The sequence below is a fragment of the Micromonospora sp. NPDC007208 genome, assembly GCF_042869175.1.
GTDB classification, from domain to species: Bacteria; Actinomycetota; Actinomycetes; order Mycobacteriales; family Micromonosporaceae; genus Micromonospora; species Micromonospora foliorum.
In genome coordinates this window covers 1-24,210 of the sequence record NZ_JBIAFG010000019.1, presented here as the reverse complement: position 1 = coordinate 24,210, position 24,210 = coordinate 1, and the positions used below count along the sequence as shown (strand labels likewise).

Here is a 24,210-nt window from a genome sequence, read left to right as displayed (position 1 = left end):
GGAGAGCAGCATGCGGTGTGACGGTCTGGTGGCGGTGGTGACCGGAGGTGGATCGGGGATCGGGCTTGCCTGCGTGCGGGCGTTCGCCACCGCCGGCGCCCGGGTGGGTGTCCTGGACCTGGAGCTGTCCGGTCTGCCGGAGGACCCCGGCGTGCTCGGCGTCCGGGCGGACGTGGCCGACCGTGCCTCGCTCAGCGCGGCCGTCGCCTCGGTCGCGGAGGCGTTCGGCGGCATCGACATCCTGGTGAACAACGCCGGCATCTCGGCCGTCGGCACGGTGGAGGAGAACGACGACGAGCAGTGGAGCAGGGTACTAGACGTCAACGTCTCCGGCGTGGCCCGAACCAGCGCCGTCGCCCTGCCGTACCTGCGCCGGTCGTCATCTGCGGCGATCGTCAACATCTCCTCGATCGCGGCGACCGTCGGGCTGCCCCGACGCGCCCTGTACTCGGCGTCGAAGGGTGCCGTGCACGCCCTCACCCTCGCCATGGCCGCCGACCTGGTGACGGAGGGTGTCCGGGTCAACTGCGTCGCCCCCGGCACCGTCGACACGCCCTGGGTGGCACGCCTGCTCGCCGGCGCGGCCGACCCGACGGCGGAGAAGCGGCAACTGGCGTCCCGGCAGCCGACCGGCCGTCTGGTGACCGCCGACGAGGTGGCCGCCGCCGTCGTCTACCTCGCGTCGCCCGCGACCGGGTCGGTGACCGGCTCGTCGCTGCCGGTGGACGGCGGCATGTCCGGCCTGCGCCTCCCCGCCCCGGTCCCGCCCGCGGCCGGCACTGCCGAACCGGGCGCGTGACATGATTGCGCCATGGGGAAACAGCAGGACGTCGGCGAGGCCGACAGTCACAGCGGGTCCGGCACCACCGCCCACCGTCCGATCGGTGGCAGCGCTGACGCTCGGCTCGCCCTCGCCCAGGACCCCACAACGCCACAAATGACCCTTATCGACCTGGCGTCCGACCCGTCGGTTCTGGTCCGCAAGGCGGTCGCCGCTCGGGTCGACGCTCCCGCGCAGGCCCTGCGGCCGCTCACCCGGGACCATGATCGTCAGGTCCGGGAGGCGGTGGCGAGAAACCCCTCCGCCTCCATCGCCAACCTCATGCGCCTGGTCAAGGACGCCGACCGGTGGGTCCGCTGGGCGGTCGCCGGCAACCCGTCCTGCGACGAGTCGATCCGCCAGGTCATGTCGGAGACCTCGGACAAGGAGCTTCGCGGTCTCCTCGCCGAAAGTCGGGAGCTGGAGCCGGAGCTGGCCGCCCGGCTGATCGACGACGTCTCACCCGAGGTACGGGAACGACTCGCCACCCACACCCACGACCCCGACGTGATCACCGCCCTGTTGGCCGATCGCACCGCACGCGTACGCAAGGGGGTTGCCCGCAACCCGCGGACCACCGCCGAGCAGCGCAGCGCGCTCGCCGCGGACCCGGTGGTCGACGTCCGTGCCGCGCTGGTGCGGTCCGTCGAGCTGAGCGAGGCGGATCTGGCGCGCCTGGTCGACGACCGCGCGGTGCAGGTCCGACTGGCGATGGCGACGTCCGAGTTCGTTCCGCCGCACATCCGGCAGACGCTCGCTCGCGATGCCGACGAGATGGTGGCCAGCGCGGCCCGGGACTACCGCCCCGGCGCCGGTAACGCCTCCGCCGTGCGGGCGCCCCGCATCGCGCACCGGCCCTCCGCCGCCGGCACGGGTCGATCGGGTGGCGGCACCACCCGGTAGGACCGCGCCGCGTCCCGGGCCGTCCCGGAAACGGAACGTACAACTCGGGTACTCAGGATGGCCTTGACGCATTCACATGTCTCGTGCCGATCCTCTCTACGCTGCCAATGCCCAGCTTCTGGGCGGATGTCGGCAAGGGAGGATCAGCGGTGCGTATCAGGAGATCCAGGTCCAGGTTGGTGGCGACGGCCGCGGCGCTGGTGGTCGCCGTGGCTGGTGGAACACTCACCGGCGGTACGGCGAGCGCCGCCGAGCCCTCCCAGTTCACCGTCGTGGACGGGGCGATCCGTACGGCGACCGGCACCCCGGTTCCCGCCTCCGGCACGCACGCCTCACTCTGGGGTAACTCCAGCTACGCCACCACAAGCATCAGCGGCTCCGGGCGGGTGCTGATCGGGGCCATCGGGGACAACTGCCAGGGCTGGCCGACCGTCCGGGTGACGGTCGACGGTGTCGCCGTCGGCCAGACCACCATCGTCAGCGCGACCAGCTACGGCACCTACCCGGTCGGCGCGGCGGTCGGCGGCGGGCAGCACACCGTGCGGATCCAGCTCATCAACGACTTCCGGGCCGACACCTGCGACCGCAACGTCCACATCGCGTACGCGCGAATGGAAACCGCGGGCGCCACCGACACGAAGTTCAGCTTCGCCGTCCTGCCGGACACCCAGCAGGAGGTGCTCAACAGCGCGGACACCCGGTTCCGCAACCGCACCAACTGGCTGGTGCAGAACCGCTCCGCGCTGGACCTGCGCTACGTGACGCACTCCGGTGACGTGGTCAACTGGGACACCCCCGACCACTCCCAGTACGTCATCGCCCGCGACGCGATGCGCCCGATCGAGACCGCGGGCCTGCCGTACTCGCTGGCGATCGGTAACCACGACACCCAGGCGACCGGCGAGGGCGGCTCCGCCCGGGACCCCGCCCACACCCGGGAACTCGTCCGCGACACCACCGTCTTCAACAGGTACTTCACCGCCAGCCAGTACGGCGCGGTGCAGGGACAGTTCGAGGCCGGCAAGGTGGACAACTCGTACTCGACCTTCGAGGCCGGCGGGGTCCAGTGGATGGTGCTCACCCTGGAACTCTGGCCCCGGGTCGAGGCCGTGAACTGGGCCAGGAGCGTCGTCGCCGCCCACCCCCGGCACAACGTCATCGTCGTCACCCACGACTACATCGACGGCAGCGGCAACATCGAGCAGAGCGCCTCGTACGGCGCGACCAGCCCGCAGTACCTCTTCGACAACCTGATCAAGCAGTACGCCAACATCCGATTCGTCTTCTCCGGTCACGTCGGCATCGCCGCCAACCGGGTCGACACCGGAGTCAACGGCAACAAGATCTACACGTTCCTCCAGACGTTCCACTCCAACACCACCAACCCGGTACGCCTCGTCGAGGTCGACACCGCGGCCAACTCGCTGCGGACCTGGATCTACGCCCCGTACAACAACCAGTCGTTCACCGAGTACGACAGGTCCTTCACCGGGCTCGGCGTGGTCCGCTGACGCCCACTCGACTGGTCGGGGCTCGCGAGCAGAGGACACCGGCGGCCACGGGGCGACGGTCAGACTCTGATGGTCCGGCGCCAACGGGCGATCAGGTCGGTCACCTGCGCGGCGTCCACCGCGCCCGCGTCGTGGTCCAGCCATCCGACGATCTGGTTGCCCCGGTCGTCCAGGTTGAGGACCACGTCGAACCGGGTCGGCGCCGGGATGCCGACGTCCAGGATCAGCTCTGCTCGCGTGCCCTCGGCCAACCGCCACTCGCGCGGGCCGGGAGGTTGGAGGGCGAACATCATCTGGGCCACCGGGTGGTGCCTGCCGCTTCGGTCGACCCGCAGGCGCCGCAGGACATCGGGCAGGGGCGCGGTCCGATGCCGCAGGGCCCGGCCAACGGCCTGCTGCGTGAGGTCGGTCAGAGCCGTCAAGCTCTCCGCCCCGGTTGCCAACGGCAACAGGACGGTGTTGAGGAACAGGCCGACGCAGCTGGCCTCCTCGGCCGTCGTCCGGGTGGAGATCGGCACTCCCACGCACACCTCGGCGCCGTCCTCGGCGAACAGGGACGCCCACGCGGCCAGCAGCACGGCGAACGGTGTCGCGCCGGCGTCCGTGGCCCGCTTCCGGACCGCGTTGACCTCAGCCGCGTCCAGCACGACCGGGACCCGGCGCAGCGTCGGCTTCGGAGCACGCTGCCGGCCCCAGGACATCGGCGGCCGGGCAGCCGCCGGCTTCAGGTGCTCCACCCAGTCGGAGAGGTCACTCTCGACCGCGGGCAACTGCCACGGCTGGATCGCGTGCGGCGGCTCATCGCCGCGGTAGAGGGCGGCGAAATCCTCGAACAGCAACCCGAGCGACCAGCCGTCGCAGCTGGCGTGGTGCACCCGGAACAGCAGGCGGTGGTGCCGGTCGCCGAGCCGGACGAGGTCCACGACCGGCGTGGCGACCGCCCCGAACTCGTAGCGCTCGGCCAGGCGCCGCTCGCGCAGCGCCGCGACGTCGACGGACCCGGCATGGGTCACGTCGGGCAGTGCCGAGGGCACGTACTCCTGGGTGATGTTCCGCCCGACGAAGTCGTAGCGGGTGTGCAGGGCCGCGTGTCGGCGGGTGAGCGCACGGACCGCCGCCTCGGCCGCGGCCGGGTCGAACGCCCCGGTGATGTCGAGCTCGGCCAGCACCCAGTGCGACGGCCCGCTGTCCGCGAGCATCTCGTCGACGAAGATCTGCCGCTGCATCACACTCACCGGCTGTGGCCCGGCAGGCTCGGCAGCCGCCAGGCGGGGCACCGGGGGGCTCTCCGCCACGATCTCGGCCAGATGCTCCAGCGACGTGGCGGCCAGCAGTCGGTCGGTCGCCACGAGCACCCCCAACTCCCGGGCGATGCGCGCCGACACGCGTGCCGCGGCGAGGGAGTCCACACCGGCCGCCCGTAGATCCTCGACCTGCTCGTCGGCCAGTTCGAGCTCCGCCTGCCAGATCGCCGCGAGGCCGTCCGCCCCCTGCCCGACCGAGGGCGACGCGAGGTCGACAAGCGCGGCACGGTCCAGCTTCCCGCTCGGCGTGGTGGGCAGCTCCGGTAGCCGAACAATCCGGTGCGGCACCAGATGGCCAGGCAGTGTTGCGGCCATCCGCTCGCGGATCAGCCCGGTGTCGAGCCGGCCGGTGACGAAGCCGACGAGCCGGGTGCCCGCGCCGGCGCGCGCCACCACGGCCGCCTCCCGCACCTCCGGGAAGTCCAGCAGGGCGCGTTCGATCTCGGCCGGCTCCACCCGGATGCCGTTCACCTTCACCTGATCGTCGTTGCGGCCCAGGTAGTGCAACTGGCTGTCGTTCCACTGAACGACATCGCCGGTCGCATACATGCTGCCGGTCCCGCCGGGCTCGGGCCGGAACCTCTTCCCGGTCAGCTCCGGCTGCCCGACGTATCCGCGTGCCACCGCGATGCCGGCGACGTGCAGCTCACCCGGCTCACCCGCCGGCACCGGATCGCCCCCGGCGTCCAGCACGTGCAGCCGAACCCTGTCGATCGCGGTGCCGATCGGCGGTAGCAGCGGCCAACCTTCGGGATCGGCGGGCAGCGAATACCGGGTGCAGACGTGTGTCTCGGTCGGTCCATAGTGGTTGACGAGCCGGCACCCGGGCAGCTGGGCGAAGAGCCGCTTGATCCGGTCGTCGCAGCGCAGCTGCTCGCCCGCGGTGATCACCTCACGCAGCGGCGGTGCGCCGCCAGCCAGCTCCTCGGCGAACAGGGCCAGCGTCTGCAGCATGACGAACGGCAGATAGAGCCGGGCGACCCGCTCCCGGGCCAACACCCTCCACAGCAGCACCGGGTCACGGCGCTCGTCGTCGGTGAGACAGAGCAGCACCCCGCCGGCCGCCAGGGTCGCGAAGATCTCCTGAAAGGAGACATCGAACGATATCGGGGCGAACTGTGCGGTGACCTCACCCGCGCCGACCACCGAGTCGCGGAGCTGCCACTCGACGAGGTTGGCCAGGGCGCCGTGCGTCTGCATGACCCCCTTGGGCACCCCTGTCGATCCGGAGGTGAACATGACGTACGCGACGTCGCCCGCCGTGACCGCGAGGTCGCCGTCGACCGTGCGGCCGTCGTGCGTCTCGTCGAGGGGGACGAGCGCGCGCGAGCCCGCCAGCGCCTCGGCGGTGTCGCGGTGCCCGACCAGCACCGTGGCATCGGCCTGCCGCAGCATGTATTCCAGCCGCTGTCGCGGATAAGCGGCGTCGAGCGGCAGATAGGCGCCGCCGGCCCGCAGGATGCCGAGGACGCCGACGACCAGCTCGGGGGAGCGCCGTGGGCAGAGGCCGACCACGTCGCCGGGTCGCACTCCGTGGTCGCGCAATTGCGCGGCGAGCACGCCGGATCGGTGCCACAGCTGCCCGTAGCTCATCGATTCGGCGTGCCCCCGCACGGCCGGCCGGTCCGGATTGTGCCGCACCTGAAGATGAACGAGGTCGACAACGTTCCGAACGGCGGCGTCGCTCATGTTCCCCTCCATGAATGCGGGCCGGCAGGTGTGCGGCGCCGAGCCCGCATTCGATGGTATCAGTCGAAATAAATACAGTCGGAGCAATTCTTGGCTGCCGCACGGCGCAGCAGCCGGTCGCCACCCCCGCCTGACGGCGTCGATCGACATCACTGTTGGTGGTTTCCCAGCTCAGCCCGGGATGGCTCGTGAAGATCGAAAGTTGTCGCACCGCAAGGGGGTGACAGTCAGCTCGGAGAGTGATATCAATGTGACCGGAGTCAGTCCGGCCGGTGAACAACGAGGTGGATCCGTCCCGAGCCTGAAGGACAGACTGGCTGGTAGGTCTGGGTCATCGAAGAGGATGACCGACAAGGGAGGCGCTTCCTTCGAGGGGCGCGTCCTGTTACGGGGGAAAGGACGTCACTGGGTCATGCGACAGACTACCGCTGTGCCCGCCGCTCATTGATTTCGTCGATGTGGGTGCGCTCCCGCGACTGCTGGATGAAACCCCTGCGTGTGACCGTGCCGAGATCCTCCAGGCTGACTGGTCTCGTGGGGCCGTGCACAGCAGCGCTGTTTCACGCCGAATAGTCCGATAGGGCTCACGATCGAGTCGGGCGACGATGCCCAAATTATCCTGCCTTGCAATACTGGCGAACGATGCTGCACGAAATTGACTGACGACACCATGGATGGCTCGCTCCCATTATCTGGAAACACCTTGGCGGGCCTCTCGCGATCTGCTTAGGGTTGCCGGCAGGCTCAGCGTGGACCTCTCAAGGCGAAGCGAATCGCGATCCGCGAAAAACGCGGAAAGCCAAAGTCGTTATGTGTTCACAGGCCCATCGTCGGGGGAAAAGAATTGAAACTCGTCTTTGCTCCGTCTGGCAAGAGAATCATTCCGTACCCGCCGGTGGGGATTTCACTGCTGGCGTCGAGCCTGCGCCTGAACGGCCATGACGCCGAGGTCTTCGACCTCGAGATGCAGCTCGCCGACCGTCGCCGCAAAGGCGAGGACGTGCTGCTGTACGACGGTGCGCTGTCGACCGCCGACGTGCTCGCGCCCGAGCTTGCCGAGCCGGTCCGCGCCTACGGCGAACAGCTCTGGCAGATCATCGGCGGATCCGGCGGCGGGGAGTCCCTCGGTATCTCGGTGATGGGTTTCGAGCAGAGCGCGTCGGCGTTGCTGCTGGCCCGGCTGGCCCTGGCCCACGACATGCCGGTCATGTTCGGCGGCCAGTTCTGGACGGAGCGGTCGGCCTCCGAGGTGATCCACGCGCTCGCCCCGTTCGGCTCGGTCACGGTGACCGTGGGCGACGGCTGGGAGTCGACGACCGCGTTCGTCGAACGGGCCGCACCGGAGACGATCCCGAACAGCTACACCACCAACCCCACCCCGGGTGGCGCGATCGTCGCCGGTCCACGCAAGGTGGCGAAGTCGCTGCCCCCGCAGCCGGTCTACGACTGGGTGCCGTGGGAGCAGTACGAGGACTTCGGCATCGCGACGTACAAGAACCCGACGCCGGCGCGGCGTGCCCACCTGTACGTCTGGGACAAGCAGTGCAACTTCCGGTGCGCGTTCTGCCGGGTCGCGACCGGCAGCCGGGCGGTCCTGACTCCGCCCAAGGTGGCCATCGACTCGTTCGCCGACCTCGCCAAGGCCGAGGTCGACCAGCTCAACTTCATGACCAACGAGCTCAACCCGTCCCGCAAGTACCTGTTGCGCTTCCTCGACGAACTCGAGGCCCGCGGCGGGGGCGGTGCCACCAACTGGTTCACCTACATCCGTGCGGATCGGCTGGAGGCCGCTGATTTCGGGCGCATCCGCCAGAACGGCGGGCGTCTCGCACGGTACGGCGTCGAGTCCGGCTCGCAGCGGCTGCTCGACCTGATGCGCAAGGACTACGACGTACCGACGATGTCGACCACGCTGCGGTACGCCGCGGCCGAGGACGTCTGGAACCACGTCAACTTCCTGGTCGGTTTCCCCGGCGAGATCGCCGACGACATCGAGCGGACCATCGACTTCCTCGCGGCGAACGTCGACACGATCCACTCGGTCCGGATCAACCCGTTCTACCTGCCTCCGGACACACCCATCGCGCGCGCTCCCGAGGAGTTCGGCATCCAGCTGACCACCTTCGACTCCGGGTGGTGGCAGTACCAGAACTCGGACGGCTCGCTGCCGGACGCCGACGTGGTGGTGGAGCGGGTCGAGCGGCTCTCGCGGGCCTGTAGTGACCTCGGCATCGGCTTCGCCGGCACCGACCCGTTCTTCCTGCTCGACACCATCAGCCGGTACGACGCGGTGCCGGACGCCGTCAAGTTTCTCAAGGACGCCTACCCGCTGTTCTGGGTGCCGGCCCCGACTGACACGTACAAGGCGCTGATCGGCGGCTACGAGGTCAAGTCGGAATGGAAGGAAATCGCTTTGAAGCGTCAGCGCAACTACTCGTTGTCGATCTGCACGGACTGAGGGACTCGACATGTACATTGCGGCGAAGGACCTGCGTCGGCGTGTTCAGGAGGACAACGCCCGGATCGTGCTCGACGAGGCGGTGGGCGACGCGATCGAGGCGGCCTACCAGGGCATCGGCTGGGACCGACTCTCCGAGGCCGGTTTCGACAAGCGCGGCGACTACTGCTTCATCTACAGCTATCCACCGGTGCGGGTGCTGGAGGAGCTGCCGCACGACGCGATGTTCGCCAGGTCGGAGTTGGAACCCCCGGCCGACGTGCTGAACATGTACCTGCACATCCCGTACTGCAGTGGCATCTGCTCCTACTGCTACTTCGCCAAGGTCGTGGACAACGGGAACGCGCCGGTCGACAAGGACGACTACATCGAACTCCTGATCCGGGAGATCGACGCCAAGCTGGAGCGCTACAACCCGGACGCGACGATCGGGACGGTTCACTTCGGCGGCGGCACACCCTCGATCCTGGAGGAGCGGCAGATCAAGCGGATCATGAGCTATCTGCACTCCCTCAAGACCAAGGACAGCCTGGAAGTCACCTTCGAGTGCGCCCCCGAGACGATCCACGCGAACCTCGACAAGCTGACGATCCTGCGGGACAACGGCGTGAACCGGGTGAACCTGGGCGTGGAGAGCCTCGACGACCGCGTACTCAAGATCATGGCCCGTCGGCACGGCGCGGACATGACGCTGCGCAGCATCGAGAACATGCGCAGCGCGGGTTTCGACAACATCAATGTCGACCTGATCTACGCGCTTCCCGGGCAGTCGCTCGCCTCCTGGGTCGAGACGATGAAACAGATCATCGCCTGGCAGCTCGAGTCGGTGAGCGTCTATCGGCTGCGCCAGCACCCGATGAAGCGCATCTCGAAGCTCGAACAGGACCTCTACCCGTCCTACGAGGACGGCCTGCGGATGCAGCTCGCGCACGGCCTGATGATGGGCGACGCGGACTACGTCCGGGTGCAGAGCCACAAGTACGCCAAGGCGCGCGAGAAGATGCAGCAGCAGACCGAACTCAAGCGGGGCGTGGACCAGACGCAGCTGCTGAGCGCCGGCTGCGGCTCGTACGGCTTCCTCAACTCGACCTTCTACTGGAACACCAAGTCGTTGGGCGAGTGGGGCGCCCAGGTCCGGCAGGGTCTGCACCCGACCTGGATGGGTCAGACGCTGGGCCGTGACGAGCTGATGCGTAAGACCTTCGTGCTGGGCGTGCACACCAGCGCGGGCGTTTCCCGGGCCGGGTTCGCGGCCAAGTTCGGCATCGACCCGCTCGAGGTCTTCGGCGACACCATCCGGCACGCCGAGCAACACGGGCTGTTCGAGGTGACCGACACCGCGGTGCGCCCGACCGAGCTGGGTTACTTCTTCGGCGACGAGCTGAGCGTCGCCTTCTACTCGCCGTCGGTCAAGGAGCAGCTGGCCGCCGTGGGCATGAAGTACGGGATGTTCTTCGAACAGGACCGGTATGCGTGAGCCCGCCTCCGTGGTCCTGGACGCCATGGGTGTGCTCTACGAGTCGGCCGACGACGTCGCCGAGCTGCTGGTGCCCTACGTCCACGAGCACGGTTCCCCGCTGAGCGCCGCCGACATCGAGGAGACCTACCGCAGGGCCAGCCTGGGTGAGCTGACCTCGGCCGGCTTCTGGGCGGCCACCGGCGTCGCCGGTTCCGCGGACGACGAGGACTACTGCGCCCGGCACACGCTGACCCTCGGGGTGCACGAGTTCCTGAAGACCGCCGACGCGGCCGGGGTGCGGCTGGCGTGCCTGAGCAACGACGTGTCCCGCTGGTCCGAGGTGCTGCGCCGGCGCTTCGGCCTCACCGACTCGATCCGGGACTGGGTGATCAGCGCCGACATCGGCGTCCGGAAGCCGCAGCCGGCCATCTACCAGGAGATGCGGCGCCGGCTCGGCGTCGACGCCGACCGCGCGTGGTTCGTGGACGACCGGGAGGCCAACGTGGTCGCGGCACGCGAGGCCGGCTTCACCGCGATCCACTACGGCCGGGACGTCACCTCGTTCGATCAGCTCACCGCTGCGCTGGCCCGATGAACCTGACCGTGTACGAACCCGGAACGGACCTGCCCCCCGGCATGCTGGCAGCCGTCCACGAGCTCTTCCGAACGTCGTACCACCGCTACCACTACCTGGCCGAGGTCGCCGCGACAGACCGGATCAAGATCGTGGCGAACGCGCACGACCGGGTCTGCGGCTACGCCTCGGCCAGTCGGGCCGGAAAGCTCTACCGGCTTGCCAACCTCCTGGTGGCCCTGGGCAGCCGGGGCACCGGGCTCGGCCGGCGGCTGGAGCGGGTGCGCTACGACTACGTGCGTGACCGTGGGATGTCCTGCTACGTCAGCTGCACCTGCGAGGACACCACCAGCCAGCTGCTCAAGCTCGACCTCGGGCTGCGCCCGGTGGCCCTCAAGATCGGCTATCGGGTGGACGTGGTCCGGCCCGGGGAGCGCGGCAGTGCCGTGGTCTTCACCGACGCCCCCGTCGAGGTGGCCGAGCCCCGGGACGACTCGATCGTGCGCAACGAGGTCCTGCGGCGCACCCGGTACGTCTCCGCCGATCCGAAGCCCGAGGTGCTGGCCGCGCTGCCCGTGGACGACTTCGCCGAGGTGCTGACCGGCTCGGCCGGGTTGCGGCGGATGGCGCGGATGCCCGGGTTCCGGTTGGCCGGGCACGAGTACGACGCCGTCGACGCGCAGTGGCACTACTGCTTCCAGGCCTGCAACGCGGCCTACGAGGAGGGTGTGCGGCAGCGGCCGGCGATCGCCGTCATGCCGGAACCAGCGGAGGTGTCGCTGTGACCGACTACCTCGACACCCTCGCCCGGTTGGTCGCCCTCGACACGGTCAGCCCGATCGGCGACGAGCCGCTCGAGCGCTGCGCCGCCGAGCTGAGCCGGCTCGGCTGCCGGCCGGTCGGCGACCGGCTGTTCGGCTTCGGCGACCCGGCCGCGCCGGTCTGGCTCTACGGCCACGTGGACACCAAGCCGATCGGGCCGCCCACCGACTGGGAGACCGAGCCGCTGACGCTTACCGAGCGGAACGGGATGCTCTTCGGCCTGGGCGTCTCGGACTCCAAGTTCCAACTGCTCAACGCGCTGGCGGTGGCCGACCCGGCCCGTCACTTCGTACTCGTCGACACGAGCGAGGAGACCGACGGCGCGCCCGGCGCGGCGGCCTTCGTCGCCCGGCACCTGCCGGCCACGCTGTTGATCTGCGACGGCGCCCGCGGCGACGCGGACCTCTACGCGGGCTACAGCGGTCAGGCCGACGGGTTCTTCCACCTGCGGACGGGGCGGCCGACCCACCATCCGGCCCGGCCCGGCGGGGACGCGGCGGAGTTGCTGCGCGCGTTGCTCGCCGCGGCGGCCGACTGCCCGCGGTTCACCCTGACCGGAGTCAATGCGCCGCACACCGAGCGCTCGCTGGCGGTGCAGGAGATCGACGTCCGGTTCGACATCCGCTACGGCCCGGACGAGGCGCCTGCGGTGGAGGCCCTGCTGGCGGCCTGGCCGCACACCCTGCGCCAGTCGATGGCCGCGGTGGCGGGCACCCGCACGATCTCGGTGCCAGGGCTGGCCACCGGGGGCCTCGCGCCCTTCTCCAACCGGCTGGGGCAGCTCGGCCCGCTCAAGGTCGACCGTCTCGCCGTCGTCCCGGGCGCCGACCCGGACAACCGCAACCACCAGCCGAACGAGTTCATCCGCATCGGCCAGATCGAACACCACCAGGACGTCCTACGCCGGGTGCTGGACGCCTTGGATAGCGAGGGGGACCGCCATGAGTGAGACGGCGCTACGCGTCTGGGGCCGGACGATCAGGCTCACCGGCTGCACCGGTGAGGAACTGGCCGAGGTGTTCGACACCTTCGGCGGCAGCATCGACGTCGTCACCGACGGCGGGAAACCCGAGCTGACCCTGCACCGGCAGCACGGTGTCGCGGACGGTGCGGGGGAACGCCGGTCCCGGCACCGGGGCGGATCACCGGCCGGGAAGTACTTCCTCGACGGCACGCCGTTCGACGGCGCCGAACAACGGCGGGACATCACCATCGTCAGCGAGGGGCCCGGCTGCGGTGTGTACGCCGAGGACCGCGCCCTGCTCGTCGTGGCCGGCGACACCGCCACGATCATCGCCGACACCCTCCCGCCGATGCTGGTCAGCGACGTGATCGAGGACTGGCTGCTGTGCCGCAGCCGGGCCGACGACGCCGTGCAGGTGCACTGCGCGGGGTGGCTCGACGACGGGCAGGTCACCCTGGCGGTGGGCAGCTCGGGCGCCGGCAAGTCGACCGAGCTGTTCCGCAACGTCCGGTCCGGCAGCTCCTTCTTCTCCAACGACCGCGCCTTCCTCCGCCTGCGCGACGGCGTGCTCGAGGTGCGCAGCTTCCCGCTCCCGGTCAACATCGGCTGCGGCACCATCCGCTCCCTGGACCTGCCGATCCCGCACCATGACCTGGGCGACCACGACAAGATCCGGCTGCGGGCGCCCGAGGTGGCCGAACGGTTCGACGTCGACTACGAGACCTGGTACCCGGTCGCGCGCATCGTCTGCACCTCGCTGGCCGACTTCCACGCCAACATCTACTGGGACGAGGACGACTGCCACCCGTTCTGGATCCGTTCGTGGCACCCCGGAGCGCTGCCCGGCGCGGTCGTCGAGGAGCTCACCACGGCGATCGAGCCGCTGATCACCGAGCGCAATCTGCTGACCCGGTGAACGCACCCGCATCCAGGCCGACGAAGGAGGCAGTGACATGAGAAGCGAGCCACCTCCCGGCCGCCCCGTCGCGGTGATCGGGATGGCCGGTCGATTCGCCGGAGCGGGCGATGTGGCGGGGTTCTGGACGAACCTTGTCGACGGGGTCGAATCGGTGCGCCGGACCGGCGAGCAGCCATCATCCGGCGGCGTCGACGACGGCGAGTTCGTGGGCGCGGTCGGGAAGGTCGACGGCGTCGACCTCTTCGACGCGGACCATTTCCGGGTACCGCCGGCCGAGGCCGTCACCCTGGACCCGCAGCAGCGGATCCTGCTCGAGGTCGCGGCCGAGGCGCTGGACGATGCCGGCTACGCGGGCGAGCGGGACGCCGTGGTCGGCGTCTTCGTCGGATGCGGGGAAAACCTGTACTACCGCGACTTCGTGGCGCCCACCGAGGCCGGCGCCGGGCGCCTCGGCGACGTGCAGGTGACACTGGCCAACGAGAAGGACTTCCTGGCGCCGCGGCTCGCCTTCAAGCTCGGCTTCACCGGGCCGGTGATCACCGTGCAGACCGGCTGCGCCACGTCGCTCACCGCGGTCGCGCTGGCCTGCTCGGCGCTGGCCGCCGGGGACTGCGACATCGCCCTGGCCGGCGGCGTGAGCCTGCTACCGCCGGACGTGGACGGCTACACCTTTCACGAGGGTGGCATCCTCTCGGCCGACGGGCACTGCCGGCCGTTCGACGTCGGTGCGTCGGGCACGGTGCCCAGTTCGGGCGCGGGCATCGTGGTGCTCCGGCGCGACGAGGACGCCCGGGCCGACGGCGACAACCGGCGTGCGGTGATCCGGGGCTGGGCCGTCAACAACGACGGCGGCGCCCGCGCGGGGTTCGCCGCGCCCAACGTGGACGGTCAGGAGGCGGTGATCCGCGCCGCGCTGGCCCGGGCCAGGCTCACCGCCGGCCAGGTCGGCTACGTCGAGACGCACGGCACCGGCACCGCCATCGGCGACCTGGTCGAGTTCGAGGCGCTCCGGCGCGTCTTCGCCCGCGACGGCCGACCGGCCGGCTCGGTCACCCTGGGCGCGGCCAAGGCGAACATCGGTCACGCCGACGCGGCGTCCGGGGTGGCGGGCCTGATCAAGGCGACCCTGGCCGTGGAGAGCGGCACGCTGCCGGGGACGGCGCACTTCACCGCGCCGAACCCCGAACTCGACATGGACTCGACGCCCTTCGTGATGACCGCGGCGACCCGCCCCTGGCCGGTGGAGAGTCCGCGTGTGGCCGGCGTCAGCTCGTTCGGGCTGGGCGGCTCCAACGCGCACGTGGTGCTGGAGCGGGCGCTCGCCGAGCCGGTCCCGCCGACCATGCGGCCCCGGGCCGTGCTGGCGCTGTCCGCCCGTACCGACGACGAGCTGCACCGGATGCGGGAGCGGCTCGCCGAGCGGCTGGCGGCGACGGCGCCGGCCGAACTCGCCGACGTCGCCTACACGCTCGCGGTCGGGCGCGGCCGGTTCGTGCGGCGGTGGGCGGCGGTGGTCGGCAGCAGCGCCGACGCGATCACGAAACTGCGCGCGCCCGGCGAGGCCGGCTGGTCCACCGCCCGCTGGTCGCTGGTCATCGCCGGGGATGCCGCCGAGCTGGCAGAGTTGGGCAAGCGGCTCCAGGCGTCCGAGCCGACCGTGCGGTCCGGGTTGCTCGAACTCACCGGGTCGACCGAGCTGGCCGACATTCCGATGCCACGGGCCGGCGCGTTGGTGGCGGCCGTCGTGGGCCGGGTCCTGCAGCGGCTCGGGCTGACCTTCTCCCGCGTGGACGCACAGGAGTGGGCCCGGCCGGTGGCGCAGTGGCTCGCCGCCGGCGCCGACCCCTCGTCGCTGGCCGCGGCGCTGGACGCCTGCACCGGCGCCACCGAGGGCCGGGAGACCCGCTCCGGCCCCGGCCAGGTGGTCATCGGGCCGTCGTTCGACCTGGACGAGGTGCTGGCTGCCGCGTGGCACGGGGGCGCGCGGATCGACTGGGCGGCCTACTACGCCGACGAACCGCGCCAGCGGGTCTCGCTGCCCGCCTACCCGTTCACCCGCCGCCGTTTCTGGCTCGACCGGCCGACGCGCTCCGCCGGCCCGGTCGACGGCGCGACGGGTGCCTCGGCGCGCCGGAACGGCGTGAGCATCGCCAGCTATGTCGAGCAGGTGTGGCGCGACGTCCTCGGCGTCGAGCACCTGCCGCCGGACGCGCACTTCTCGGACGACCTCGGCGGCGACTCCATCTACGCGGTCGAGGTCACCGCACGCCTGCGCGAGGGGCTCGGCCTGGACCTGCCGGTCGACCTGCCGTTCGTCGCCCCCACCGTCGCCGCCACAGCGGCTTTCGTCGAGGAAGCCTCGGCCAACAAGGAGACAGGCTCATGACCACCATCAACGACGACATGGTTCTCATCCGCGGGCTGGACGTGACGGCCCGGCTCGCCACCGGGGTCGAGGGGCTCAGCGACCGTACCGCCGACGGCATCCTGCTGGAGACGCTGACCGGCCGCTACGTGCTGGACCGCGACGCCCGGGTGCCCTGGCTGCTGATCGACGGCCGGCACACCGTCGGGCAGGTGCTCGCCGGGGTCGCCGAGGCAACCGCCGTACCGGTCGAGCAGATCCGGCAACCGACCTACGAGCTCTGCGAGCGGCTGCTCGAGATCGGCCTCGTCGAGGTCGCCACGCCCGCCGACGTCGCCGCCGTGACCAGCCGTTAGGTCCCGGATGAACCGCACACCGATCACCCGCGTCGGCCTACAGTTCAGCGGCTACTCGTTCGCCGGGGTCACCGACGACAAGCTCTTCCAGCAGGTCGCGGACGCCGCCCGGGCGGCCGAGGAGACCGGCTTCGACAGCCTCTGGACCATGGACCACCTCCACCAGATCGCCTCGGTGGGGAGCCGGGACGAGCCCATCCTGGAGGCGTACACCACCACGGCGGCCCTGGCGGCCGTCACCTCTGTCGCCCGTCTCGGGGTGCTCGTCTCCGCCTGCGGCTTCCGGAACCCGGCGGTGCTGGCCAAGATGGTCACCACCATCGACATCATCAGTGGTGGCCGGGCGATCCTCGGCATCGGCGCCGGCTGGCACGAGGAGGAGTACCGCGCCTACGGCCTGGACTTCCCGCCCGCACGGGAACGGCTGGCTCAGCTGGCCGAGGCGGTCCAGATCTGCCGCGCGATGTTCACCGAGTACGCGCCGCGGTTCACCGGGAAGTACCACCGCATCGACGAGCCGCTCAACATGCCCGGGCCGATCAACCCGGACGGGCCGCCCATCCTCATCGGCGGTGGCGGCGAGAAGGTGCTCATCCCGCTGATCGCCAGGCTCGGGGACGCCTGCAACTTCTTCGGCGGGCCGGCCACCGTACGCCACAAGATCGACGTGCTGGAACGCGCGTGCGCGGCCGTGGGCCGCGACAGCGGCGAGATCACCAAGACGTGGTTGGGTCACGTGATCATCGCCGATTCCGAGTGGGAGCTGCACGAGGCGCTGGACCGGCTGGGGGTGCTCCTCGACCTCACGCCGAGCGCCGCCCGCGGGTTCGCCCTCTGCGGCACCCGCGACCAGGTGCGGCGTCAGGTGCGCAGCTACCGCGAGTCCGGGGTGGACGGCTTCATCGTGGCCGTGCTCGACCCCACCGACCTCACGCACCTGCAGGCCGTCGGCACGACTCTGCGGGAGGCGTTGGATGGCTGACCTGGCCCGGGCCCCGGAGGCCGGCCCCGGCCTCGACGGTGACCCGGTCGAGGTGCTTCAGGCGGTCTGGGCGGACGCGCTCGGCGTCGAGACCGTCGAGCCGGACGCCGGCTTCTTCGACCTCGGCGCGACCTCGGAGGTGATGCTCGGCGTGGTCCGCACGCTCCGCGGGCGCTGGCCCGGGGTGCGGATCGTCGACATCTTCTCGCATCCGACCGTCGACCAGCTCGCCGCGTTCCTCGGCGATGAGTAGGTCACAGCGCGGCGCGCACGGTCTCGGCGAGCCGCAGCCACGCGTCACCCGCGAAGAGGTGGTCTCCCTCGGCGACCTCGTGGAAGGTCGTCGGGCCAGTCGTCTCCCGACGCCAGGCGTCGAGCCGGGCCCGGCTCAGCTGGTCGTCCCGCGCGCCGTAGACGACGGTGATCGGCGTGGTGAGGGCGGCCCCGGGCCGGTAGACGTAGCGCGACACCAGGCCGATGTCCGCGGCGATGATCGGCAGCAGCAGTTGGACGAAGTCGGGCTCGTCCCGGAAGTGCGCCGGAACGTACTGCAGGAGGTCGTGCTCCGCCGTGGGGTCCGCCTCGGTGAAGTGCGGGGGCGCCAGTTGCGCGGCGACCAGCAGGTGGCTGACCTCGATGTCGTGGCCGTCGTGGGTCAGCGCCTTCGCCAACTCGAATGCCAGCACCGCCCCGAAGCACTGACCGAAGAGGGCGACGCGAGTCACGCCGCGATCGGCCAACTCGGCGACGACCTCGCTGACCACCTCGCCGGCGGTCTCCGCCGGCGGCTCGGCCCGCCGGCTCTCGCGGCCCGCCAGCCGCAGGCCGTAGACGGTGGCCGTGTCGCCGAGCACCGGGGTCCAGGCGCGGAACGGAGCCGCCCCGGCGCCGGCCCACGGAATGCACACGAGTGCCAGGCCGCTCGTCGCCGGCGCGCCCCAGGAAACGAGCGACTGCCCCTTTGCCGGCGACGGTTCGAGCTTATTCATGACAATGGATACTATGCCGCCGCCGCCAACTCGTACACCGTCACCCGGGAGGAATTCTGATGTTCGATCCGAATATTGACGTCATCGTGGCCCAGCCCCGATTCCGGCAGCCACCGGACATGAGTTTCGACGGCGTCCTCAAGCGGTTCCCGGGCCTGGCCGAGGCGGAAGCCGTCTGCTGGACCGGGTCGACCGCGATCGGCTGGGGCAACGTCTACAGCGACTACGATCTCTTCGCCTTCTCCGACCAGACGCTCGAGCTGCCGGTGGACGAGACCATGGAGACGTGGCCGGGGGTGGACAAGAGCGGCATACGCTGGGACAACTGGATGGGCGAGTACGAGCAGGCGCGCGTCGACCTGACGGTGTGGCCGACCGCCACCTTCGCCACAGTGCTGAAGCCCTACCTGGCGGGCGAGGTCGAGCTGTGCGGCACGAGCGAGGGCATGCTCGCCTTCGTCTACCGGATGTCCATCGCCACTCCACTGAAGAACGACGCATTCTTCCAACAGGCGCGCGAACTGCTGGAGAAGTCGTCGTTCCGCCGCGCCCGTGCCCGTACCGCAAAGGTGTGGGCCGAGAATTCCCTCATCGACGTCGCCGGTCAGCTGGACAACAACGACGAGGCCTCGGCACGTATTTCCGCGCGGGTCGCGGCATTCCGGGCGACCGACGCCTGTCTCGCCCTGTTCGGAGATTTCTGCCACGACGAGAAATGGACGATGCGCCGGTTGGCGGCCAAGCCCGAGTGTGGCATCGGCGCCGATGAGTTCCGGTCCATGGTGCTGGACGGGGCTCGTCCGGGAGAATCCGACGGGGACTGCGCCCTGCGCGTGGCGCGGTGGGCTCAGGGTCACCTCGTGCGGCTCGAGGGCGAGTTCCTGGCCAGCGCCTGACCGGGCGGGTCGCAAGGTTGGACAAGGACGAGGAGAACGAGTTGAAGACCGTCGGACCTGACGCAGGCCGGCTGACCCGGATCCGCGCCACGCTGCGCGGCCCGGAGGACCGCCGTCAGCAGGTGCTGGCGCGGGCGACCATCGTGAACACCATCGGCATGGGCATGTTCCTGTCCGCCGGGACGATCTTCCTGATCAGGTTCACCGGCCTGAGCCCGGCCACGGTCGGGCTCGGGCTCACCATCGGGTCGCTGATCGGGGTCGGCGCCGGCGTGCTCGTCGGTGACCTGGCCGACCGGCGCGGCTCGCGGGAGGTCGTGATCGCCGCCATGGTGTTGGAGGCGGTGGGCAGTATCTGCCTGCTGCTGGTGGACAACCTGTGGAGCCTGATCGCCGTGGCCGCGGTCGCCGCGATCGGCAGCGGCGGGACGAGCAGCGCCCGTGGCGCGATGATCGGCGTGGTCGCCGAGGAGGGCAAGGGGGCGCGACTGCGCTCGTACCTCCGGGCCGTGACGAACGTCGGGCTCGCGATCGGCACGCTCTCGGCGGCCGTCGCGTTGGCCATCGACACCCGCCCGGCGTACGTGTTCCTGATCGTCACCGACGCGACCACCTTCCTGATCGCCGCCGCCATCCTGTCCCGGCTGCCGCACCTGCCGCCGACCCGGGTCGCCAAGCTTGACGACGCCGTCGAGAAGGAACGCAAGTGGATCGCCCTGCGGGACCGGCACTACCTGATGCTGACGGTCGCGGCAGCGGTGGCCAGCCTGCAGTACTGGGTGCTGGTGCAGGCGCTGCCGGTGTGGATCGTGTTCGAGACCGACGCGCCGCGTTCCATGGCGGCGCTGGTGCTCTTCATCGCGTCGATCGCCGTCGCCGCGATGCAGGTGCCGGCGACAAGGTCCATCGACGGTCCCGCGTCGGCCGCGCGTCTCATCACGATGTCCGGGCCGCTCTTCCTCGTCGCCTGGACCATGATGGCATTGTCGGGCGGGACGGTCGCGTGGGTCGCCATCGCCCTGCTGCTCGCCGCCGTGCTCGTCCACTCGCTGGCCGAGGTGTGGCAGGCCGGTGGCACGTTCGAGCTGTCCTTCGCCCTCGCCCAGCCCAAGGCGCAGGGGCAGTACCAGGGCGTCATGGGCCTGGGGCAGTCCATCGCCGCCGCGGTGGCGCCGGCCATCGTCATCCCGCTGTGCCTCAACGGCGGGCTCTACGGCTGGGTCGCGCTCGGGGTGGTCGTCGCCGTCGCCGGGTTCGTCTGCGCCCTGATCGAGCGGCACTGGGCCCGGTCGCGGCCCGTGCCGGTGACCTGAGAGGACGTGGTGATGTCCCACATCGACAGCGTCGAACTGGTGCCGAGACTCACCGTCATCTGGGAGGCCGAACTGGGCGTCCCCGTCGCTCCGGAGGACGACTTCTTCGACCTTGGCGGTGACTCGCTGCTGGCGCTCGCGGTGGCCCGGCAGGCCGCCGCCGAGGGAATGCCGATGCAGCCGGGGGCCGTGCTGCGCCACCCGACGGTGGCGGCGCTCGCCGACGCGGTGCGGAGGGGAGCGGCGTGACCCTGGCCTCGCCGGGAACCGTACCCGGGGTGTTCGCCGGCCTCGCCCGCGCGACCCCCGGGGCGGTCGCGGTCGAGGACGACCAGGAGCGATTGACGTACGCCGAGCTGGACCGCCGTGCGACGGCGCTGGCACGCGTCCTCGTCGACCGCGGGTGTCCGGGCGGGTTCGTGGGTGTCCTGCTCGGCCGATCGACGCGGACCGTCGTCGCCCTGCTCGCCGTGCTGAAGGCCGGGGCGGCCTACGTGCCGCTCGATCCCGCCTACCCCCGGGCGCGGCTGCTGGACATGGTCGAGCGGTGCGGCGTCAAGCTGGTGCTGACGAGCCCCGACGCCCCGACGCGGATCGACACGGACCTCGTCCTCGTGGACGAGGAACGGCACGACGAGGCGACGGCTCCGTTCGCCGCTCCGGAGCGCCGACCCGCCGACCCGGCGTACGTCATGTTCACCTCCGGCACCACCGGCCGGCCGAAGGCCGTGGTGGTCTCGCACCACAGCATCGTCAACCTGGCGACCGGGGCCGACTACGTGGAGCTGGGCCCGGCCCGGACGATGCTGCAGTTCGCGCCGATCTCGTTCGACGCGTCGACGTTCGAGATCTGGGGCGCCCTGCTCAACGGCGCCCGGCTGGTGGTCGCCCCGGACGACCTGCTCGGCAGCGACCGGCTCGGCGAGCTGCTGACCCGCCACCGGGTCGACACGATGTGGCTGACCTCCGCGCTGTTCCACCAGGTCGTCGACGTCGACCTGCGGGCGCTCGACCCGGTGACCCAGTTGCTGTCCGGCGGTGACGTGCTCTCGGCCGACCACGTGCGGCGGGCGCTGGCGGCCGTGCCGGGCCGGGTCGTGGTCAATGGCTACGGCCCGACCGAGACCACCACCTTCGCCTGCTGCCACCGCGTGTCGACGGTCGAGGAGGCCGGCCACCCGTTGCCGATCGGCCGGGCGATCCCGGGTGCCCGACTGTGGATCATGGACGAGCGGGGTGAGCCCGTGCCCGAGGGCGATCCGGGCGAGCTGTGGATCGCCGGCGCCGGCGTATCGCTCGGCTACCTGGGGGACCCGGCCGAGACCGACCGTCGGTTCGTCTCCGAGCCGGGGCGGCCGGAGTCCCGCGCCTACCGATCCGGTGACCTGGTGCGGCGGCGCGGCGACGGGCTGCTGGAGTTCCTCGGCCGCATCGACGACCAGGTGAAGGTGCGCGGCTATCGGATCGAGCCGGCCGAGGTGGAGGCCGCCCTGGTCGAGCAGCCCACCGTCCACCGGGCAGTGGTCACCGCCCAGGAACTACGGCCCGGAGACAAGCGCCTGGTCGCCTATCTGGTCCTCGCGCCCGGCGCCGAGCTGCGCGTACCGGAGCTGCGGCGGGCGCTGGCGGCGCGGCTGCCCGCCCACCTGGTGCCGGCCCGGTATGTGGCGATGGACGATCTGCCGGTCACGCGCAACGGCAAGGCCGATCGCCGCGCGCTGCCGGTGCCGACCTGGCGGGGCGGCCAGGGGTGAGCTTGAACAGGTCGATCTTCGCGATCTAGCCCGCTGCCTCTACAGGCAAGCCCCGAATCTCGCCGTGATCCCACCCTCGTCGTTCATCCACGCGCTCTCCGAGGCGGGGCGTTCACCGGAGTGATGAGTTGTCGCGTCCGCGCCCGTCATACCTCAGACAGGACATGACGAGGCGGAAGGATGACGTGATGAGTGCGGACACGCGGTTGGAGGAGCTGGGCGTGAGCGGTCTGAGCGAGGTCGACGAGCCGGCGTTCTCGGGGCTGGCGCAGCGGCACCGGCGGGAGCTGCACGTGCACTGCTACCGGATGCTCGGGTCGTTCGAGGACGCCGAGGACGCCGTGCAGGAGACGTTCCTGCGTGCCTGGCGGCGGCGGGAGACGTTCGAGGGGCGGTCGACGTTCCGGGCCTGGCTGTACCGGATCGCCACCAACACCTGCCTGGACCTGCTCGCCAAGCGCCGCCCGGAGCCGGCGACCGGCGGCGAGGTGCTGTGGTTGCAGCCCTACCCGGACCGGCTGCTGGACGAGCTGCCCGCGGGCGACGCGGACGAGCCGGAGACCGTCGCCGTCGCGCGGGAGACGATCGAGTTGGCGTACCTGGTCGCGGTCCAGCACCTGGCGCCGCGTCCGCGGGCCGTGTTGATCCTGCGGGACGTGCTCGGCTGGCCGGCGAAGGACGTCGCGGAGCTGCTCGGGGACTCCGTCAACTCGGTCAACAGCGCCCTGCAGCGGGCTCGCGCCGGTATGCGGGAGCACCTGCCCGCCGAGCGGCAGGACTGGACCGGCGGCGAGGAGGACGCCGGGACGCGCGAGCTGGTGCGCCGCTTCACCGACGCCAGCGTGGCCACGAACGTCGACGTGCTCGCCGGCATGCTGCGGAACGATGTTCGCTACTCGATGCCGCCCACGCCGGGCCTGTACGTCGGCCGTGACGCGGTGCTGAACAGCTGGGTCGAGGATGGCTTCGAGGGGATGACGGGCCTGCGCGCGGTCCCCACCTCGGTGAACCGGCAGCCGGCCGTCGCCTTCTACCACTGGCGGAAGGCGGAGGGCGCGTACCTGCCGCTGACGATCGACGTCCTGCGCATCACCGGCGGCGCCATCACCGAGGTCTTCATCTTCCACGACGACCAGTTCCCGCGGCTCGGGCTGCCGGAGCGCCTGCCGGCGGACGGCACGGAGTAGTCCCGGTGTGGACGCTCACGCTGCGCGGTGGCGCGCGTGCCGCGGTGGTCACGGCGGAGTGGTACGACGCGTTCGGTGTGGTCACCAGTGGGCGGGTGCAGCTGGAGCTGCGCGACGGCGAGCCCGGGCCGGTCCTCGGACGCGATGCGGCGTTCTGGCTGCGCGGCACCGGCGTCCGCGCGCTGCGCAACCCCGGCCGTCGCACGGCGAGGGTGCGTGTCTTCACGCCCGGGGCCGTCACACGCCAGTCAACACATCCGGTACGACAGCCTCGGCACGAGGGAGACGACGTGAACAGCACGAAGGACACCGAGATTGTCGTCGGTCCGGCATCGGGCCAGCCCAGCCGCACCCACCTCGGGCTCGCCGGCACCGGCGTGATTGCCACGCTCGCGGCGATGGTGACCACCACCCTCGCCGCCGCGCTGGCCCGGGCCGTTGGCGTCGACTTCGAGATCCCCGATGGTGGCGAGACGATTCCGTTGACCGGGATCGCCGTGGTGACCGGCTTCTTCTCGGTCGTCGGCGTCGTCATCGCCGTGGCTCTGCTCCGCTGGAGTGCTCGCCCCGCCGACCGGTTCGTATCGACCGCGGTGCCGCTGACCGTGCTCTCACTGGTCCCGGCCCTCATCTCGGGGGCGAACGCGGCCACCATCGCCGCGCTCGTCGGGCTGCACCTCGCCGCCGCGGCGGCGATGATCCCCGTCCTGGCACGGAACCTTCGCGCCCGGACCGACTGACGAATCCGGATCCGGCCGCCTCGCCGGTAATCCACCAATTCGGGCTGGCGTCGACGCCCCCGGAACGACAGGAGGGGCGGGCCGCCGGGGCGCGCCCCCCGGGGGGGCCCCCGTGGGTGGGGGTGGGGGGGGTGCTCCCACAGCGACTTAAACTCGGCGGAGGCCTGCGCCAAAAGCGGCCCCAACCCCTGCCCGGCCCCCGCAC

The 24,210-nt window shown here is 70.9% G+C and carries 21 protein-coding genes; 19 read left to right on the top strand and 2 right to left on the bottom strand.

The annotated features are described in order from the left end of the window. Nucleotides 1–10: 10 nt before the first annotated feature. From ACFYL6_RS28605 to ACFYL6_RS28595, 3 genes are all read left to right on the top strand, one after another. Nucleotides 11–799 carry an SDR family NAD(P)-dependent oxidoreductase gene (locus ACFYL6_RS28605; protein WP_387175941.1) on the top strand — a complete coding sequence of 263 codons (789 nt, stop codon included), beginning with the start codon at nt 11–13 and terminating at the stop codon, nt 797–799. Nucleotides 800–811: 12 nt separating this feature from the next. Further along, the gene (locus tag ACFYL6_RS28600) at nt 812–1,723 is read left to right on the top strand and encodes a hypothetical protein (RefSeq protein WP_387175939.1); all 912 of its coding nucleotides are present in this window, start codon (nt 812–814) and stop codon (nt 1,721–1,723) included. A 149-nt stretch (nt 1,724–1,872) separates the two neighbouring features. Further along, nucleotides 1,873–3,234, top strand: a complete 1,362-nt coding sequence (locus ACFYL6_RS28595; RefSeq protein ID WP_387175937.1) for a carbohydrate-binding domain-containing protein — start codon at nt 1,873–1,875, stop codon at nt 3,232–3,234. A gap of 59 nt (nt 3,235–3,293) precedes the next feature. On the opposite strand, the gene ACFYL6_RS28590 is transcribed toward ACFYL6_RS28595, so the two are convergent. Next, entirely contained in the window at nt 3,294–6,227 is a 2,934-nt protein-coding gene (locus tag ACFYL6_RS28590; RefSeq protein ID WP_387175935.1) for an amino acid adenylation domain-containing protein, read from the bottom strand. 895 nt (nt 6,228–7,122) lie between these two features. On the opposite strand from ACFYL6_RS28590, the gene ACFYL6_RS28585 reads away from it, so the two are divergent. From ACFYL6_RS28585 to ACFYL6_RS28540, 10 genes are read left to right on the top strand one after another with little or no spacing between them, the layout of a single operon-like run. Beyond that, nucleotides 7,123–8,685 carry a B12-binding domain-containing radical SAM protein gene (locus ACFYL6_RS28585; RefSeq protein WP_387175933.1) on the top strand — a complete coding sequence of 521 codons (1,563 nt, stop codon included), beginning with the start codon at nt 7,123–7,125 and terminating at the stop codon, nt 8,683–8,685. A 10-nt stretch (nt 8,686–8,695) separates the two neighbouring features. After that, on the top strand, nt 8,696–10,162 hold the full coding sequence (locus tag ACFYL6_RS28580; protein ID WP_238659191.1) for a coproporphyrinogen-III oxidase family protein: 1,467 nt from the start codon (nt 8,696–8,698) through the stop codon (nt 10,160–10,162). Further along, on the top strand, nt 10,155–10,739 hold the full coding sequence (locus tag ACFYL6_RS28575; protein ID WP_387175931.1) for an HAD family hydrolase: 585 nt from the start codon (nt 10,155–10,157) through the stop codon (nt 10,737–10,739). The genes ACFYL6_RS28580 and ACFYL6_RS28575 overlap by 8 nt, the downstream gene beginning before the upstream one ends. Beyond that, on the top strand, nt 10,736–11,503 hold the full coding sequence (locus tag ACFYL6_RS28570) for a hypothetical protein (protein ID WP_387175929.1): 768 nt from the start codon (nt 10,736–10,738) through the stop codon (nt 11,501–11,503). The genes ACFYL6_RS28575 and ACFYL6_RS28570 overlap by 4 nt, the downstream gene beginning before the upstream one ends. Further along, nucleotides 11,500–12,489 (top strand): M20/M25/M40 family metallo-hydrolase, encoded by a 990-nt coding sequence (locus ACFYL6_RS28565; RefSeq protein ID WP_387175925.1) that lies wholly within the window; start codon nt 11,500–11,502, stop codon nt 12,487–12,489. Before ACFYL6_RS28570 ends, ACFYL6_RS28565 begins: the two co-directional genes overlap by 4 nt. Further along, a complete protein-coding gene (locus ACFYL6_RS28560; RefSeq protein WP_387175923.1) occupies nt 12,482–13,420 on the top strand; it encodes a hypothetical protein in 939 nt (312 codons plus the stop codon). Before ACFYL6_RS28565 ends, ACFYL6_RS28560 begins: the two co-directional genes overlap by 8 nt. Before the next feature lie 37 nt (nt 13,421–13,457). Next, nucleotides 13,458–15,809 carry a beta-ketoacyl synthase N-terminal-like domain-containing protein gene (locus tag ACFYL6_RS28555; RefSeq protein ID WP_387175921.1) on the top strand — a complete coding sequence of 784 codons (2,352 nt, stop codon included), beginning with the start codon at nt 13,458–13,460 and terminating at the stop codon, nt 15,807–15,809. After that, a complete protein-coding gene (locus ACFYL6_RS28550; RefSeq protein WP_387175919.1) occupies nt 15,806–16,144 on the top strand; it encodes a PqqD family protein in 339 nt (112 codons plus the stop codon). The genes ACFYL6_RS28555 and ACFYL6_RS28550 overlap by 4 nt, the downstream gene beginning before the upstream one ends. 7 nt (nt 16,145–16,151) lie before the next feature. Continuing rightward, on the top strand, nt 16,152–17,126 hold the full coding sequence (locus tag ACFYL6_RS28545; RefSeq protein ID WP_387175917.1) for a TIGR03560 family F420-dependent LLM class oxidoreductase: 975 nt from the start codon (nt 16,152–16,154) through the stop codon (nt 17,124–17,126). After that, entirely contained in the window at nt 17,119–17,379 is a 261-nt protein-coding gene (locus ACFYL6_RS28540; RefSeq protein WP_387175915.1) for an acyl carrier protein, read from the top strand. Before ACFYL6_RS28545 ends, ACFYL6_RS28540 begins: the two co-directional genes overlap by 8 nt. Nucleotide 17,380: 1 nt before the next feature. Here ACFYL6_RS28540 and ACFYL6_RS28535 read toward each other — a convergent pair whose 3' ends face one another. Then, nucleotides 17,381–18,115 (bottom strand): thioesterase II family protein, encoded by a 735-nt coding sequence (locus ACFYL6_RS28535; RefSeq protein ID WP_387175912.1) that lies wholly within the window; start codon nt 18,113–18,115, stop codon nt 17,381–17,383. A gap of 59 nt (nt 18,116–18,174) precedes the next feature. Between ACFYL6_RS28535 and ACFYL6_RS28530 the strand changes: the two genes are divergently transcribed. From ACFYL6_RS28530 to ACFYL6_RS28505, 6 genes are all read left to right on the top strand, one after another. Then, nucleotides 18,175–19,011 carry a hypothetical protein gene (locus ACFYL6_RS28530; protein ID WP_387175910.1) on the top strand — a complete coding sequence of 279 codons (837 nt, stop codon included), beginning with the start codon at nt 18,175–18,177 and terminating at the stop codon, nt 19,009–19,011. 17 nt (nt 19,012–19,028) lie between these two features. Continuing rightward, the gene (locus tag ACFYL6_RS28525) at nt 19,029–20,324 is read left to right on the top strand and encodes an MFS transporter (protein ID WP_387175908.1); all 1,296 of its coding nucleotides are present in this window, start codon (nt 19,029–19,031) and stop codon (nt 20,322–20,324) included. Between the two features lie 12 nt (nt 20,325–20,336). After that, on the top strand, nt 20,337–20,573 hold the full coding sequence (locus ACFYL6_RS28520) for a phosphopantetheine-binding protein (RefSeq protein ID WP_387175907.1): 237 nt from the start codon (nt 20,337–20,339) through the stop codon (nt 20,571–20,573). After that, nucleotides 20,570–22,078, top strand: a complete 1,509-nt coding sequence (locus tag ACFYL6_RS28515) for an amino acid adenylation domain-containing protein (protein ID WP_387175905.1) — start codon at nt 20,570–20,572, stop codon at nt 22,076–22,078. Before ACFYL6_RS28520 ends, ACFYL6_RS28515 begins: the two co-directional genes overlap by 4 nt. Before the next feature lie 188 nt (nt 22,079–22,266). Continuing rightward, nucleotides 22,267–23,265, top strand: coding sequence for an RNA polymerase subunit sigma-70 (locus ACFYL6_RS28510; RefSeq protein ID WP_387175903.1), 999 nt, complete (start codon nt 22,267–22,269; stop codon nt 23,263–23,265). A 5-nt stretch (nt 23,266–23,270) separates the two neighbouring features. Beyond that, nucleotides 23,271–24,005: a DUF6069 family protein gene (locus tag ACFYL6_RS28505; RefSeq protein ID WP_387175901.1), complete on the top strand. Its 735-nt coding sequence runs from the start codon at nt 23,271–23,273 to the stop codon at nt 24,003–24,005. The last annotated feature ends 205 nt before the right edge of the window (nt 24,006–24,210 follow it).